15 protein-coding genes are annotated in these 15,632 nt (G+C 70.3%); 3 read left to right on the forward strand and 12 right to left on the reverse strand.

The window, feature by feature from the left end:
- Positions 1-10: 10 nt before the first annotated feature.
- From Dfulv_RS35000 to xylB, 3 genes are all read left to right on the forward strand, one after another.
- Positions 11-724 carry an ABC transporter ATP-binding protein gene (locus Dfulv_RS35000; protein WP_259858101.1) on the forward strand — a complete coding sequence of 238 codons (714 nt, stop codon included), beginning with the start codon at positions 11-13 and terminating at the stop codon, positions 722-724.
- 191 nt (positions 725-915) lie between these two features.
- A complete protein-coding gene (locus Dfulv_RS35005; protein WP_259858102.1) occupies positions 916-1,074 on the forward strand; it encodes a hypothetical protein in 159 nt (52 codons plus the stop codon).
- A complete protein-coding gene (gene xylB / locus Dfulv_RS35010) occupies positions 1,071-2,456 on the forward strand; it encodes a xylulokinase (protein WP_259858103.1) in 1,386 nt (461 codons plus the stop codon). The genes Dfulv_RS35005 and xylB overlap by 4 nt, the downstream gene beginning before the upstream one ends.
- Positions 2,457-2,553: 97 nt before the next feature.
- Here xylB and Dfulv_RS35015 read toward each other — a convergent pair whose 3' ends face one another.
- The 12 genes from Dfulv_RS35015 to Dfulv_RS35070 form a co-directional block, all read right to left on the reverse strand.
- Entirely contained in the window at positions 2,554-3,321 is a 768-nt protein-coding gene (locus tag Dfulv_RS35015) for an AIM24 family protein (protein ID WP_259858104.1), read from the reverse strand.
- A gap of 10 nt (positions 3,322-3,331) precedes the next feature.
- Positions 3,332-3,958, reverse strand: a complete 627-nt coding sequence (locus Dfulv_RS35020; protein WP_259858105.1) for an AIM24 family protein — start codon at positions 3,956-3,958, stop codon at positions 3,332-3,334.
- 61 nt (positions 3,959-4,019) lie between these two features.
- Complete coding sequence (locus Dfulv_RS35025; protein ID WP_259858106.1) at positions 4,020-5,501, reverse strand: TerD family protein; 1,482 nt, start codon at positions 5,499-5,501, stop codon at positions 4,020-4,022.
- A 94-nt stretch (positions 5,502-5,595) separates the two neighbouring features.
- Positions 5,596-7,236, reverse strand: coding sequence for a TerD family protein (locus tag Dfulv_RS35030; RefSeq protein ID WP_259858107.1), 1,641 nt, complete (start codon positions 7,234-7,236; stop codon positions 5,596-5,598).
- A 37-nt stretch (positions 7,237-7,273) separates the two neighbouring features.
- Positions 7,274-8,566, reverse strand: coding sequence for a TerD family protein (locus Dfulv_RS35035; RefSeq protein WP_259858108.1), 1,293 nt, complete (start codon positions 8,564-8,566; stop codon positions 7,274-7,276).
- A gap of 30 nt (positions 8,567-8,596) precedes the next feature.
- Entirely contained in the window at positions 8,597-9,664 is a 1,068-nt protein-coding gene (locus tag Dfulv_RS35040; protein ID WP_259858109.1) for an HAD family hydrolase, read from the reverse strand.
- A 20-nt stretch (positions 9,665-9,684) separates the two neighbouring features.
- Positions 9,685-10,785, reverse strand: a complete 1,101-nt coding sequence (locus Dfulv_RS35045) for a cysteine protease StiP family protein (protein WP_259858110.1) — start codon at positions 10,783-10,785, stop codon at positions 9,685-9,687.
- Positions 10,782-12,107, reverse strand: coding sequence for a phosphoribosyltransferase family protein (locus Dfulv_RS35050; protein WP_259858111.1), 1,326 nt, complete (start codon positions 12,105-12,107; stop codon positions 10,782-10,784). The genes Dfulv_RS35045 and Dfulv_RS35050 overlap by 4 nt, the downstream gene beginning before the upstream one ends.
- Positions 12,104-13,180, reverse strand: coding sequence for an HpcH/HpaI aldolase/citrate lyase family protein (locus Dfulv_RS35055; protein WP_259858112.1), 1,077 nt, complete (start codon positions 13,178-13,180; stop codon positions 12,104-12,106). The genes Dfulv_RS35050 and Dfulv_RS35055 overlap by 4 nt, the downstream gene beginning before the upstream one ends.
- A gap of 9 nt (positions 13,181-13,189) precedes the next feature.
- Positions 13,190-13,768 (reverse strand): TerD family protein, encoded by a 579-nt coding sequence (locus tag Dfulv_RS35060; protein WP_259858113.1) that lies wholly within the window; start codon positions 13,766-13,768, stop codon positions 13,190-13,192.
- A gap of 25 nt (positions 13,769-13,793) precedes the next feature.
- Entirely contained in the window at positions 13,794-14,483 is a 690-nt protein-coding gene (locus tag Dfulv_RS35065) for a TerD family protein (RefSeq protein ID WP_259858114.1), read from the reverse strand.
- Positions 14,484-14,491: 8 nt separating this feature from the next.
- Positions 14,492-15,628, reverse strand: a complete 1,137-nt coding sequence (locus Dfulv_RS35070; protein WP_259858115.1) for a DUF475 domain-containing protein — start codon at positions 15,626-15,628, stop codon at positions 14,492-14,494.
- Between the last annotated feature and the right edge of the window lie 4 nt (positions 15,629-15,632).

The following is a 15,632-nucleotide window of genomic DNA, read 5'->3' on the forward strand; positions in this document are numbered from 1 at the left end:
GGACCTCCACGTGCACTACGGCAAGCTTGCGGCGGTTCAGGGAGTGTCGTTGCGAGTGGAGCCGGGCGCGGTCACGCTCGTCATCGGCGTCAACGGCGCAGGCAAGTCGACGACCCTTCGGGCAATCGCCGGACTTCACCGGCCGACGAGCGGCGTGGTAACGGTGGACGGCAGGGCGATCACCGGCCGGCCGGCGCACGACGTCGTCCGGGACGGCGTGGTGCTTGTGCCCGAGGGTCGACGGATCTTCGCCCCCCTTACCGTTCTCGAGAACCTCCGGATGGGCGCTTACACGGCCAAACGCGAGCAGACGGCCGAATCCATCCGGGAAATCTTCGAGCTGTTTCCCATCCTGCAGGAACGGCGGTCGACGCCGGCCGGCCTACTCAGCGGCGGCGAGCAGCAGATGCTCGCCTTCGGTCGCGCGCTTGCCGCTCGGCCGAAGTACATCCTCCTCGACGAGCCGTCCATGGGACTGGCGCCCGCCGTGTTCGACACCATTCTCGACAACATCGGGCGCATGGCCGCCACGGGCATCGGCATCCTGATGGTCGAGCAGAACGCCGAGGCCTGCCTCTCCCTCGCCAAGGACGTCGTCATCCTCGCTCAGGGCAAGGTCGCGCATTCGGGAGCCGCCGGGGCCTTGCAGTCGGAGCACGCATTCCTGCGCACGTTCCTCGGCGAGTCGGCGTTTTCGGCGGCAAAGTCTGAGCGAGACGGGTGAGAGCGCCCGGCAACGTGGTGTGGTGTCACTGACCGAGCAGCTTGCCGGGACGTCAATGCACGTCGAGCAAACAAACCCGATGCTGTCCGCGGACCACGACCCCGCCGTCGCCGAAGGTTTGGAAGGGTATTGAACTAACTCCGTTGGTGTGCGTAAAGTCGGCCTCAACCGCGAACTACGGAGGCACCGCCATGAGTGGCTTCACGCCTACTCCGCAGGACAAGTTCTCGTTTGGAGTGTGGGCGGTCGGCTGGACCGCCCGCGCCCCCTTCGACCCGGTCGAAGCCGCCGGCACGGCGTTCGAGCGTCTCGACCAACTGGCCATGGAACACCTGCTGGGCGTGCGATGACACTGGTTGCCGGGGTCGACTCGTCGACCCAGTCGACCAAGGTCGTGGTGTGCGACGCGGACACCGGTGCGGTGCTCCGCGAGGGCCGCGCCGCGCACCCCGACGGCACCGAGGTCGATCCGCGGTTGTGGTGGGCCGCGTTCGAGCAGGCCAGCGCCGGGCTGCTGGACGGTGTCGCCGCGATCGGCGTCGGCGGGCAGCAGCAGGGCATGGTCTGCCTCGACGAGGCCGGCGAGGTAGTGCGTCCCGCCCTGCTGTGGAACGACACCCGCTCGGCGCGCGCCGCGGTCGACCTCACCGGCGAGTTCGGCGGCCCGCAGGCGTGGGCCGACGCGGTCGGGCTGGTGCCGGTGGCCAGCTTCACGGTCACCAAGCTGCGCTGGTTCGCCCGCGCCGAGCCGGAACTCGCGGCCCGGACCACCACGGTGCTGCTGCCGCACGACTGGCTCACCCACCGGCTGCGCGCGGACGGGGGCGAGCCGACGACCGACCGCGGCGACGCCTCCGGCACCGGGTACTGGTCGCCGGCGACCGGGGAATACCGCCGGGACCTGCTGCAGCTCGCCTTCGGCCGGGACCTGGCGCTGCCCCGGGTCGCCGGGCCCGCCGAGACGGTCGGCGAGACCGCGTCCGGCGCGGTGCTCGCGGCCGGCACCGGTGACACCATGGGCGCGGCGCTCGGCGTCGGCCTGCGGCCCGGCGATGTGGTGGTGTCGCTGGGCACCTCGGGATGTGCGTTCGGGGTGAGTGAGGTTCCGACCGCCGACGCGAGCGGGCTGGTGGCCGGCTACGCCGACGCGACCGGCCGGTTCCTCCCGCTGGTGTGCACGCTCAACGCGGCCCGGGTGCTGGTCACGGTCGCCGGCCTGCTGGGCCGGTCGCTGGCCGAGTTCGACGAGTTGGCGCTCTCGGCGCCGCCGGGCGCGGGCGGGTTGACGCTCCTGCCGTACCTGGACGGGGAACGCACCCCCAACCTGCCCGACGCGCGCGGTCTGCTCGCCGGGCTGACCCGGGCGAACGCGTCGGCGGCGAACCTGGCGCGGGCCGCGGTGGAGGGCATGCTCGGCGGCCTCGCCGACGCCCTCGACGCGCTCCGCGCCCAGGGCACACCGGTCAACCGGGTACTGCTGATCGGCGGCGCGGCCAAGTCCCGCGCGGTACGGGCGATCGCGCCGGCGCTGTTCGACGCGCCGGTGAGCGTGCCGAGCCCCGGCGAGTACGTCGCGCTCGGCGCGGCACGTCAGGCGGCCTGGGCGCTGTCCGGCGGTGCCGAGCCGCCGCAGTGGCCGGTCGCGGCCGAGGAGGTCGCCGCCGCCGGCACCCCGGAGGTGCACGAGCGCTACATCGACGTCCGCCAACGGGCGCTACGGCTGTTGACGTAACGCGACGGAACACGGCGGCGCCGGATCCCCGCCCAGGACCCGGCGCCGCACCTCCATCGCCACCCACGCAAAGCGGCTGGCAAGGGCACGGCTGTCGTCAACGGGCGCCACCCAAGGGGTTGTTGCCGGCGAAGCCGCCCTGCCCGACCCCGAACCGCCCGGCAAGACCGGCGCCGGCGAGCGCGTCGAACGGTGGCAGCAGCTCGGCGGGCTGGACGATGACCAAGCCGTCACCGCTGAACTGCATCTGCCAGCTCTCCCCGGTGTTGCCCCGCGGCCGCCACACCGAAGACGAGGTGACAGCGGCCTGCATGTTGACCTGTAGGCTGGACGTCCAGGCCAGCACCGCGTCGGCGTCGGCGAAGTAGTAGTTGTTGGGCGTGACCCGCATGACCAACGGCGCGCCGGTCGTGGTGATGGCGACCTTGCCCTGGCCGGTGAGCTCGATGTTGTACGAGCCGGCGCCGGCGACCTGCACGTGCGAGTCGATCCGGACGATGTCCCAGTGCAGCGACGTGTCGAACGCCAGCACGTTCGCACCGTCGACGGTCAGGCCGTCGCCGGTCAGGTCGAGGATGTGAATGTCCTGCGCCTGGTTGGCCAGGAAGACGGTGCCGTTGCCGGAGACCCGCATCAGATTGAGGCCCTCACCGGTCAGGCGTCGGGTGATGTGCGAGTCCCAGCTCTCGTAGCTGGCGTCGAAGTTGACGCCGCCTTGATAGGCGACCATGGCACCCTTCCGGGCGAAGAACTCGTTCATGCCGCTCTGCGGGCCGAGGATGGCCTTCAGCATCTTCCCGTTCTGCAACGCAAACCGCTCGTTCCCGGCGACCACGGCGTTGGCCAGCAGCGTGCTCTGGTACATGTCGGCCTCCTCAACCCCGCATCTGAAAGTTCGGGCGCGCGTCCTCGCTCGGCTGGACCATCACAAATCCCTGCCCGGAGAAGCCCAGCTGGAAAGCCTCGCCCGAGCCGCGCCCGATCAGGCTGCCGAAGCGAACGGTGCGCTTGGGCTGAATGCTCAGGCCTTCGGTGAAGGCGACCAGGGCGTCCGTGTCCACAAAGGTGGGCGCCTCCCGGGTGTCCAGCACCACCGGCGTTCCCTTGCTCGTGAGCGCGACCCAGCCCTGGCCCCGGAGTACGACGTTGAACATGCCCATCCCGGAGAGCATGCTGACGCCGCGCACGCGCTCGATGTTCCACTGCAGCGTCGTGTCGAAAGCGAGGATGTTCTTGCCGTTGACGCTCAGCGCCTCGCCGGCGAGCTGGATGACGACCACGTCCTTGCCGTAGTCGGCGAGGTAGAGCTCGCCCTGCCCGGTGCAGCTCATCAGCGGAACCCCCTCGCCGGTGGCCCAGGAGCGGACCATGTTGCCCAGCTGGGGCGGGTTGGGGTTGAAGTCGATCAGGCCTTCGTAGGCGATCATGGATCCGGCGCGGGCCCACAGATCCTGACCCGGAGCCATGATCACCTTGGCCATCTTGCCGCCGTGGATGCTCATCCGGTCCCGGATCTGCGTCTGCCCATAGTGTTGCAGCAACGGACTGTGCACAGCGGCCCCCTCAGACCTCGTAGGGCTGGACAACGACGAAGTGGCCCTGCATGCCCATGAACTGCAGCGCGACCGATTCACCACTGGCGCCGGCGTAGACCTGCCGGGACACCCGAACCTGGGTCGAGACGGAGACCCGCATCCCGGCCGTCCAGGCGACCACGGCGTTCATGTCGGCGAACGTCGGCCCCTGGCACATCAGGGTGACCGGGGTGCCCCGCGTCATCACCACGACGGTGCCCTGACCGGACACCAGGAGGTGGAACATTCCGCCACCAGGAATGCCAGGACTCTCGATCCGCTGAACCTCCGTGTGCAGGCTCGCGTCGAGGGCCAGTATGTTGTTGGCGTTGATGCAGAGCGACTGGCCCTGCAGCTCGACGATGTGCAGGTCGACGGCGTCCTCCGCGAGGAACACCTCGCCCTGCCCCTTGCAGGTCATCAGCTTGAGTCCCTGACCGGTGACCGCGTTGTCGAAGAACGCCCGCAGGCCGCCCGACCCCTTGTAGCTGAACTCCACGTTTCCCTGGTAGGCCACCATCGAGCCGCGCCGCGCATACGCCTCCGGCCCCAGCGTCAGCTTGACGAGCTTGCCGTTCTGCTTGGTCCACCGGCCGGTGGTCGGCGCCTCCCGGTACTTCTGCAGGCTGACCATGACGCCCGGCTGGACCCGCTCGCTCTGCGAGGGCAGCAGTTCGCCCGGCATCGGCTGCGGCGGTCCGGGCGGCGCCTGCCCGTAGCCCGGCTGCTGCGGCGGGTACCCCGGCTGCGGCGGAAGTCCCTGGGCGGGGAAGCCCTGGGTGGGCGCCGGTTGGGGATAGCCCTGGCCCGGATAGCCGGCCGGCTGCTGTGGCGGGGCGGACGCCCCGGGCGGCGGCGCGAAGCCGGGAGCGGGTCCGGAGGGCGGCGGCGGTGCGAAGCCAGGGGCGGGAGCGGGAGCGGGAGGAGCCTCGGCCGGCGGCTCGTCGTCCACCTGGCCGCCGTAGTCGCGGATCAGGTCGGCGAGGCCTCCGCTGAATCCCTGACCCACCGCGCCGACCCGCCAGACGCCCTTGCGGTAGAGGTCGCAGATGATGATGGCCCGCTCCGGACCGAAGTCGGCGCCGGTGAAGCTGTACCGCATCACCTCCTGGCCGCCCGCCACGAGCCGGAAATACCCCGACTGCAACTGCCCGGCGGTGCCGGACCCGTCGACCGCCGCGCAGAACGACAACCGGCTGATCTTCTCCGGCACCGAGTCGAGGATCGCCCGGAAGGAGTCCGTGTCACCGGACTGCTCGCCCAGCTTCTGGATCGAGCCCTCCGGAGACTTCGGCTGGTTGAAGAAGATGAAGTACGAGTCGTCGGACAGCTTGTCGTCGGCGTCCAGCCCGAAACAGGAAATGTCCCAGGTCACACCCGGAGAGATCAGCTGTACACCGATGTACAGGTCGGTTCCGGTGGTGAACGACGAAATCGGGCTTTTCTGCCCCCGAGTGAATGTCTGAACCACGTGATCTCCTCGGCTACCAACGACGTCACGTCTGCGATCATGGTGTAGCGACGCCGCACGCATGGCGCCGAATGCTTCGATTCCGCCGTCCGGTTCACCGGTTGTCCGCCCGGCGCGCGAGGCGGGTCAGGATCTCATCCACGGCGGAGTTGCCGATGGGCGTGTCCGGGGTGAAGGTCCACGTCAGCTCCACCCAGGGATCCCCTATGTCGTCGCCGGGGACGACCGGCACCCGGGACATCGAGCGCCACACCGCCGAGACCAGCGGACCCAGCGAGGAGGAGTCGACCGGATCGGCGACCATCAGGAGATGGACGCCCGCCCGTGGCCCCTCGTTGAGCAGGTACTGAAGCTGGGCGAGCGAGCGTTCGTCGAACCCGTACGGGAAGTCGTGCAGCACCAGCAACCGGCGGCCACCGTCGATCATGCCCGGCACCGTCCCCGCCCCGCCCACGCGCATCGCCATCTGCATCAGGTCGACGCGGTTGACCAGATCGTCGAGGAGCGCGCTGAGCTGCTGGGGCGTCGTGGCGACCGGGGTGGACAGCGGCCCGGAGCCCGGCGCGCCGGCCGGATCGAATGTGTGGGCGGCACCCCTGCCCGCGAGATCCGCCACCAGGACGCTCAACCCGCCGGCCGGGTGGGCGGCGAGCAGCCGGACCACGATCGAGCGGGCTGCCGACACGGCGGCCGTCCGATCCGCGCCGGTCGAATCGACCCACACGGCACGCATCAGCGGCAGCCGGAACAGCAGGGGGATTCGCAGCTCCGGAGCCTCCGGGAGGTGCAGTTCGCCGATCCGGATCGCCGTCGCCGCCGTCTCGGGCGGGCGCCATCCCCGCCATGCCGGGCTGTCCCAGCCCGCCATCGGCGCCGGCAGCCCGTCCGCCAGGCCGCGCAGCTCGCCGAGGAGGTGCGCGACGTCCCGCTGGTGGTCCGACTCGGCGCGGCGCACCAACTCGTCGTGCCTGCGGTCCGCTTCGGCGCGGGCCGCGGCAGTCGCCGGGGAGTTGCGGGAGCGTGGATCGGCCAGCAGTCCACTGACCTCGTCGTCGTGGCGCTGGGCCGCGTAACCGATGGCGGACCGCAGCGCGTACGCCGAGCGGGCCGCGTCCTCGAAAATGCCCCAAACCTGCTCGTAGAGGCGCTCCTGCGCAACCCCGTCCACCGGCGTGCCCGGCATGGTCGGCGCCGCCTGGTGCGACCCGGCCGGGGTGGGCGGCGGCTCCTCCTGCTCCACGTTCACCCCGTGAACCGTCAACAACTCCCCGAGACCGCCCGAATAGCCCTGGCCGACGGCCCGCATCTTCCAGCTGTCGCCGCGGCGGTAGAGCTCCCAGGCGATCACCGCGCGCTCCGCGCCCAGCCCGTCGACGAGGAACGTCGCCAGCTCCGCGCCGGTCATGTCGGCGATCCGGGCCACCGGTGCCGGGCCGCCACCGAAGGTCTCGACGAGGCCGTCCAGGCTGACCACCGCGAGGATGCGCACCACGTCGGCCGGGACCGCGGACAGGTCGACCTCGACTCGTTGCGCCCCGCCGCCGTCGCGCGGCAGCCAGGACACCCCCGCGCCCTCCTGCTGGTTGTAGAAGACGACGTCTCCGTCGGACCTGACCTGCCCCGTAGCCGCGAGCAGTACAGCGGACAGGTCGACCGCGACGGCAGCGTCGACGGTCACCCTGAGCCGGCTTGCGACCAAAGGCGCGTTCTGCCCCTTGACCAGGACCAGCGTCACGTTCCCTCCTGGAACCGACGAACCGGATACAGCACGGCTACATGAAACGGCCCAGGACGGGGAGCAGTTCCAGAGGTTGTTTGCCCTGCACGGGCTCGCCGATCGCCATCATCTTCCAGGAGTTGCCGTCCCGGTAGACCTTGGCCATGACCATTCCTGTGCTCGGGGCACCGCCGGAAAGCGTATAGCGGGCCAGTTCCGCACGGGTCGTCTCGTCGACCAGCCGACAGAACGCGGCCTCGACCTGCTGGAAGGTGTGCCCTTCGTAGGAGGTGACCACGAAGATGACCGTCGTGACGTGCGCGGGCACGCGGGTCAGATCGACAAGGATGGACTCGTCGTCACCATCGCCGTCACCGGTACGGTTGTCGCCGGTGTGGGCGACCGATCCGTCCTTGGTGCGCAACTGGTTGAAGAAGGCGATGTCCACCGCCTGGTGGCCGGCGAACAGGATGGCCGAGGCGTCCAGGTCGATGCTGGCCTCGCGGTTGCCGAACAGGCTGCGCCTACGCAGCGGGTCCCAGCCCAGACCCATCCGGACCAGGGTGAGCGCCGAGCCGTCCTGCTTGCGCAGCGAGACCCGCTGGCCCTTGGTCAGGCTCACCGGGGCACCCGGCCTGCCCAGCGGCTGCTCCGCCGGCTGCTGCGGCTGGGCGTACTGCGCGGGCGCCGGCTGCTGCGGCTGGGCGTACTGCGCGGGCGCGGGCTGCGCCTGGTAGCCGTGCGGCTGCGCGGCGCCGACCGGGGCTGCCATCACCTGTGTCGGCGCGGACTGTGCCGCCACGGCGGGTGCGGGCGGGGCCGGCTGGGACGCGGCGGCCGGCGCGTCATCGACGCTCACGCCGTGGTCGCGGATGAGGTCGGCGAGGCCACCGGCGTATCCCTGCCCGACGGCCCGGGCCTTCCATGCGCCGCCGCGTCGGTACAACTCCACCGCGATCACGATGCTCTCGGTCGTGAGGCCGCCGATCACGTACTGGATGAGTTCCGTTCCGGCCGCGTCGAAGATCCGGGCGACGGGCGGGGCCACCTGCCCGAACCGCTGGCCGGTACCGTCGACGCTGACCACGATGCGGACCTTGTCCACGTCGGCCGGCACGGCGCCGGTGCTGACCGTGACGTGCCACGGCTGCGCGGCTCCCGGCTGACGGCAGGACACCCCGGGCCCGTCGGGCTGGTTGTAGAAGACGAAGTCGGCGTCGGAGCGCACCTTGTCGTCGCTCGTCACCAGCAGCGCCGAGAGGTCGGTCGGGCAGGCGACCTCCACCACGATCCGCACGTCGTTCGCCGTGAGCGCGGTGTTCTGGCCCTTCACCAGCACGGTGGCCATGCTTCGTTCTCCTCTGGTCGGCTCATCCCGTCAGGCATTGTCTCGGCGGCCCCGGCACGGGCCCGCGCTACCGGTGCTCTCCCCGCCCCGGTCGGAAGTCTCGTCGCCCGCCACCGGACCGGTGGCGAAAGTGGTCGGACAGTATGGTCCGGTGTACTGACCGCACGCCGGCCGAACGCAATGCCGTGCGAGTGTACGTACGTCCGGTGTTGATGTCGATCGGCGCGACGTACACGTCGGCCGGGCGTACCGGTTCGGTTCGGATGGTGCGTTCAGAGCGGCGCACGGTGGTTGCGGCACACCTGAATCCGTCGACGCGGCGGCGGCCAGGAACCAGGCGGCGATATCCTCGCCGCCGAGGATGCCGGAGCGCACGGTGACGGTGAGGCCGGGGCAGCACCAGTCGAGGCGGTGCAGTTCACCGTGCGCCGGGCGGATCGCCGCGTCGGCGCTGGCGAGCAGTTCCGCATCGAGAATCGAGTCGCCGGCGGCCAGCAGGCGGCGTCCGCCGCGGCGGCGGTGGACCTCGGCGACCGCCGCGGCCTTCGTCAGCGGCCTCGGGACGCAGTAGAGCTTTCGCCCCTGCATCGAGACGGTCCAGCCGCGTTCGCCGCACCAGCCCGTCAGGTCGGCGATGAGGCCGGACGGAAGCCTGGCGCTGTCCACCACCGTGTAGTGGAACATTCCGTCGGCCTCGTGCCAGCCACGGACGCCCTCCTGGTTCGCGGCCGTGCGAACGTGCTCGCCGATCTCGGCGAACGACGCGCACTCCTGCGCCAGCACACCCGCGATCCATGCCGACCAGTCGTCGTCGACCCGCCCGTCGGCAAGGATCCGGCCGCCGTTGGACGTGACCGCGTACGCCGGCTCCGTCGCCCAGGTGATCCGGCGATACTGCGCGACGGTCCGGGTCGTCGCCGGCACGAATTCGGCCACCGTCCGCAATGCTTCGAGAAGCCGGTGGGTGTTGCGCGTGTAGAACGACTGCGGCCGGCCCTCGTACATCTCGACCAGATGCAGCTGATCCTCCTCGGCGTCCGGCCCGATCGCCGACCGCGAGTAGATGAGTGTCCGGTCCAGATCGGACGCGACGGTCACGGAAGGTCGCACGGCACACGTCACCCGGCGTGGGGCCGGATCAGCCCGATGCAGGAGTAGGGCAGGTGGTCCACCACGTCGATCGGGACTCCGCGCTGCTCGGCGAGGAGTCGCACGTGCCCGAGCCCCGCGACGGCGTCCGCGCGCATCAGCACCCGCCAGGGCACCCGGCGCAGCAGCACCCGGGTCGTCTCGCCGACGCCCGGCTTGACGAGGTTGACGTCGCCGATGCCGTATTCGGCGCTGATCCGCTCGACCGTCCGCCATCCCGCCCAGGTCGGTGACCGGTCCTCCGGCCGGTCGTGGTCGACCGTGACGTCGACGGCAGCGAACTGCGCGGTCACCGCGTCGAGGAACAGCGCAGACACGTCGTCGGCGGCCAGGTGCGCGTAGTACTTGGCGCCGTGGAAGTCGTCGGGACCGATGAGGGCGTCGTTGAGCACGGTGCGCGACACCAGGCCGGACACGGTCGAGTTGAGGCACGCCGACGGAATCAGGTAGTCGTCGCGGCTGCCGTAGAAGCGGACGCATCCGCCCGGGTCCGCGAGCACCGCGAGGTCGGGCGGAAAGCTGAGCCCGGTGGTCTCGCGCAGCCGATTGAGCGCCGCGATCAGCTCGCGGGTGATCGCACCCTTGCCGGTCCAGCCGTCCACGAACATCACGTCGGCCGGACGGTGCTGTGTGGCGATGTACCGCATGGCGGCATTGTCCAGTCCCCGTCCCCGCACGATGCTGACGCTGTAGTGCGGCAGCGTCTGCCCGTACCGCTGCTGGATCCAGCGGCGGATCAGGATGCCGATGGGGGTGCCCGCCCGGGCCAGTGAGACGAGCACGGCGTCGTCGCCGCGGTGGCGCAGAATCTGCTCGGCCACGACGCCCACGTCGTGGGCGATCCGGTGTGCGGTCGCGTCGAGCGCCGCGTGGAACAGTGCTTGGTACTCGTCGGACGGCTGATACTCCACCGGCAGCGATTCGGCGTAGTGGGCCTGGCCGGACTGGATCGCCTCCTCGCGTTCCTCGGCGGGCGCCTCCAGCACCACGTGGGACAAGTCGGTGAGGAGCCACGCGACCTCGTCGGGCTTGTAGGACCCGAACCGCGGTCCCCGCAGCGGAGCATTCACCGCTGCGCTCCGACCCTTGCGACCAGGACCCGATCCGCGACCGCGCTCAACGCGGCCAGCAGGCCGCCGGGACCGTGCAGTGCCGGGGTGTCACCGGCCGGGTCCACGACGACGAGCACGGTGGGCGCATCGACGTTGTAAGCGAAGCGCTCGCCGCCGTCCGACGGGTTGTCGTGGGCGGCGAAGACCAGGCGGCTGCGCAGCGGGTATCCCGGATCGTCGACCACCACGGCCGGCGAGCGGGTGGTGGTCGAAAATCGGACGTCGCCGAGGCGGTCGGCCAGTGCGGCGGCGAGGCGCAGCGGTGTGTACATCAGCTCCTCAGTTCCGAGGACGAGCAGCGGGCCGGTGTCAACGGGAATCTTGGCGGCGATGTCGGTGATGACCGCGTCGAGCCGGGCGCGATCGGCGGGGGTGAAGCCGTGCCGGCCGGTCTCCGGCAGCCCGGCGGGCCAGTCGACGGCGAGTTGTTCGACCGTCCCCCGCCGGGGCACGCCTACCGGTGGCACGTCGACCGGCACGTGTGTGTCGGCGAACGCCAGGCCACCGCTGACCAGTGCCACGACCTCGATGTGGGTGTCGAGCGCAGCGGCCGCCTGCGCCATCCGCTGCTGGTCGGCCGGCGATCGCATGTCGACCAGCGTGGCGATGACGTACCGCCGGCGCGGCCGGAGCCGGTGCAGCATCGCGATGGTGTTCAACGCGGTGGTTCCGGTGCTCAGTTCGTCGTCGACCAGTACCAACGGCAGGTCGTTGAGGACCACGGCCGGGTCGGTGGGCAGGAGCAGGTGTTCGGTGGCGTGCGAGTGCTCCTCGGTGAACCCACCCAGCGGCGCGATGCCGGGCACGGCCCGGCGGGTCGAGTGCAGGCACACGGCGCCGCCGAGGGCGTCGGCGACGGCGTGCCCGAGTCCCGTGGCCGTCTCGGCATAGCCGATGACCACAGCGGACTCGGCGCCGATCGGCACCGCCGCCGGCAACGCCGCCGCAGCCGCGGCCCGCCCCGGATCCTGCGGCGTGAGGGCGGTCCGCAGCTGCGTGCCGAGCTCGGCGGCTGGCGTCGAGGCTCCGCGCAGCAGGTCACCGACGAGCGCGCCCAGCAGCAGGCCGGCACCGAGGACGAGCCGCGGATCGGCCGGGACGTGCTTGCCCAGCACGGTCGAGACGAGCAGATGCGCGCGGCGCGGGTTGCGCCGCAGCGCCAGCCCGACCAGGTCCGCGACGGTGAGCCCGACCGGCGAAGCCGTGGTCCGTATCGTCACGCCGAGCCGCTCGGTGACCCAGCGGCCGGCCCAGGGGGTGGGGTGCCCGGTGCCGTTCACGTGGACGTCTGGGCCTGGCGCAGGTCGTCCACGCCGATGTTCTCAGCGGCCACGCCGAACGCCGCCGCCCGGCTGAGCACCCGCTCCGCCCAGGCACGATGCGGCTTCGACTCGTTCATCTTGTTGCCGTAGCTCGACGCACGCGCACCCCAGTCCTCACCGTTCGATTTCAGGATGTCCATGGCGTCGGCGTACTCCTCGGCGGTGACGACCATGAGCGCGTGCACCACCGGGAGGTGGCGGGGGTGGATGACCGTCTTGCCGATCAACCCGTTGGCCAGGTCGAGGGCCGTCTCGCGGTATAGCCCGTCGAGGTCCGGCGTGAAGTACTCCCACACCGGGCCGGTCACCACGTAGCCGGAACCGTCGGCCCGGCCCAGCAGGTTGACCACGTCGGTGATGACGTCGGCGAGAACTCCGACGTCGTACACCGTGAGCGTCGGGCCGTGCCGGATGCCGTAGGCGGCGGCGAAATCGGTCGCCCCGAGCCTCACCGCCAGGATGTTGCTGCGGTGCTTGGCCAGCAGGGCGCGAATGCCGCTCAGCGTGTCGAGGCGGGTCTCCTTGTGGATGACCTCGGCCGACTCGACGACCGGCATCGCGAGGAGCGGGTGCTCGTGCTCCGCTGCGGTGTCGGCGAGCGCGTCGAGGAACGCGGCGCCGTTGAGGTCGGTGAACTTCGGCAGGACGAACCCGGACAGGATGTGGGCATCCGCCCCGAGCGCCTCAACAAGCGCCGGGATCTGCTCAGGCCGGCGGACCCGCACGAATACCAGCGGTACGGCGCCCGGACGGGCGGCACAGTCTCGGAGCTGGGCGACGACGTTGCGCTCGGCGTCGGCAACCTCCGCGTCACCGATCGCGTCCTCCAGGCAGATCACGGCGCTGAGGACCCCGAGGAGCGCAAGCCGCTGCAGGTCGTCGGCCAAGCGCGGCCGAGTTCCGGGCATGTAGAGCGTTGCGCCCAGCCCGACGGCCAGCGTAGCGGGGTCGGCCGTGCGGGCGAACTCCAGCGGCGGGAGAGCGAAGAGCCGGCGACGTTCAGCCGCCGGCAGCTGGGCAAAATGGCGCACCAGTCGCTCTCAGAGGTGACCAGCGACAACAGGAAGCAGGTCCCGGAATGTCCGACCGGTCCCCTTGGCACCGATGGCGGTCATCGCCCACCCGTCCCTGTCGCGGGCGACCTTGCACATCACCTGCGCGGTATGCGGCCCGGACCCGGACAGGTCATATCGGGCCAGCTCCGCGCCGTTGACCTCGTTGACCAGCCGGCAGTAGGCGTTCTCCACCTGCGCGAAGCTCTGGCCGGTGAACGAGTTCACCACGAACACCAAGGTCTGCACCGTCGTCGGCAACGCGGGCAGATCGACGATGATGCTCTCGTCGTCACCCTCACCGGCACCGGTGACGTTGTCGCCGGTGTGTTGAACCGCGCCGCCGGCACTGCGCAACTGCCGGAACCACACCTGGTCGACCAGCGCGCCGCCACGGTCGAAGAGCAGACACGACGCGTCGAGATCGATGTCCTGTGTCTTCCGCGCTCCGAACAACCCGCGCTTCTTCACCGCGTCCCAGCCGAGTCCCATCCGCACCTTGGTCAGCGCGGGTCCACCGGCCTTCGACAGCGACACCGTCTGGCCTTTTTGCAGGCTTACGCTCATGCGTACCTCCCTTTCGCGTCAATGGTCACTTTCGACCGGTGGCCCACCGCATGCCCCAGTTGTAGGTCTGGTCGAGCAACTGTTGACCACCGCGGACGTAGCGGACCTCCCGGCGGACCGAGATCCCCGTGCCGTCGCCTTCGAGCAGGGCGATCGCGCACATCATCGCTGCCGGGTCAGGTTCGTCGAGCCGGATCTCGACCTGCGGGCCGCTGACCGGGAACAACGTGACGACCGCGTTCGCGGCGACCCAATTCGGCACCCCTTCGTAGATGAACGCGAAGACCAGGATGCGGCGGATGACGGCCTGGTGACGGAGGTTGACGAACAGGTTTTCGCCGCCGGTGCCGGCGCCGCTGCGGTCGTCGCCGTCGAGCCAGCAGATCGGTTCACGGCCGAACGTGTGCTCGTCCGTGAAGCTGTTGCCCAGGGCCTGCACGACACCCTTGGAACCGTCGCTGTACTCGTACAGGCAGCCGAGGTCCAGGTCGATGCCGGCTGGCTGGCGGTTGAACAGGCCGGTCCGCCCGGCCTGTTCAGGCCGGGCGTTCCAGTTGAGATTGACCCGCAGCACGCCCGCGGGGGCGCCCTGCTTGGCCAGCGAGACCTTCGGCGCCGCCTTGGTCAGCGTCACCTTGGCCGGAGCGGCCGGAGCGGCCCCCGGCGCCGGAGCGGCGGGTGGCTGCGCGGGCCGCTTGGTGTAGTCGATCGGCATGAGATCTCCTAGGGTTTGCCCACGAGCATCTCGCGGCGCTGTTCCGCGGCGGCGGCCAGGCCGCCCCGCCGGTTGCGCACCACCGACGAGATGAAGGCCGCGGCGATGAAGGCGACACCGACCAGACCGGTGATGATCTCGGGCACCTCGTGGCCGATGCCGACCAGCAGGATGACCCCCAGCGCGCCGATCGCCCAGTGGGCGCCGTGTTCCAGGTACACGTATTCCTGCAGGGTGCCCTTGCGGATCAGGAACACCGTCAAGGACCGGATGTACATCGCTCCGACGCCGAGGCCGGCGGCGATGACGAAGATATTCTGGCTGATCGCGAACGCGCCGATGACACCGTCGAAGGAGAACGACGCGTCGAGCACCTCGAGGTAGAGGAACAGGAAGAACGCGGCCCTGCCCGCCACCTGGGTGACGCTGTTGCCGCTGGACAGCGACACATCGACGCCGGCGGCGTCGCCGTGGATGCCGGCCGGCTCATCGCCGCCGCCTTCTTTCTCGAACAGTTCGCCTAGGGCATTGACCAGCACGTAGGTGCTGATACCGAGGACACCGGCGACCATCACGGTGCCGGCGTCGTCGGTCAGGGTCGTCGCCGCGATGACGAGCGCACCCAGCGCGATGACCACGGACACCTGGTCGAGCCGGCCGATGCGGCCCAGCGGCCGTTCCAGCCACTTCAGCCACCGGACCGGCCGGTCCTCCAGGACGAACCCGAGGAACAGCGTCAGCAGGAACATCCCGCCAAACGCGGCGATGCTGGGGTGCGCCTGGTGCAGCAGGTAGGCATAGGTGCCCGGTTCGTCCTGCTCGCCGCCCTTCAAGGCCAGCCGGATGACCTCGACCGGGCCTATCTGCGCAGTGATGCCGACCAACACCAGCGGGAACACCAGCCGCATCCCGAACACCGCGATGAGAATGCCCACGGTCAGGAACAGCCGCTGCCAGTAGGGGCTCATCCGGCCCAGCACCGTGGCGTTGACCACGGCGTTGTCGAACGACAAGGACACTTCCAGCACACACAGGACAGCGACGATCACAAATACTTCAGGACCGCCGAGCACCAACGAGGCGGCGAGCGCAAGCACGGTTACGGACAGCGCCCAGCCGAACGTCCTGAAGAATGTCGGATTCACGATG

Origin of the sequence: Dactylosporangium fulvum (assembly GCF_025137375.1) — a bacterium.
Lineage (GTDB): Bacteria > Actinomycetota > Actinomycetes > Mycobacteriales > Micromonosporaceae > Dactylosporangium > Dactylosporangium fulvum.

Bases quoted from the DNA above. Each gene is read 5' to 3' on its own strand.
- Dfulv_RS35005 (WP_259858102.1), top strand. From the start codon at position 916: ATGAGTGGCTTCACGCCTACTCCGCAGGACAAGTTCTCGTTTGGAGTG.
- xylB (WP_259858103.1), top strand. From the start codon at position 1,071: ATGACACTGGTTGCCGGGGTCGACTCGTCGACCCAGTCGACCAAGGTC.
- Dfulv_RS35015 (WP_259858104.1), bottom strand. From the start codon at position 3,321: ATGTACCAGAGCACGCTGCTGGCCAACGCCGTGGTCGCCGGGAACGAG.
- Dfulv_RS35020 (WP_259858105.1), bottom strand. From the start codon at position 3,958: ATGAGCATCCACGGCGGCAAGATGGCCAAGGTGATCATGGCTCCGGGT.
- Dfulv_RS35035 (WP_259858108.1), bottom strand. From the start codon at position 8,566: ATGGCCACCGTGCTGGTGAAGGGCCAGAACACCGCGCTCACGGCGAAC.
- Dfulv_RS35060 (WP_259858113.1), bottom strand. From the start codon at position 13,768: ATGAGCGTAAGCCTGCAAAAAGGCCAGACGGTGTCGCTGTCGAAGGCC.
- Dfulv_RS35065 (WP_259858114.1), bottom strand. From the start codon at position 14,483: ATGCCGATCGACTACACCAAGCGGCCCGCGCAGCCACCCGCCGCTCCG.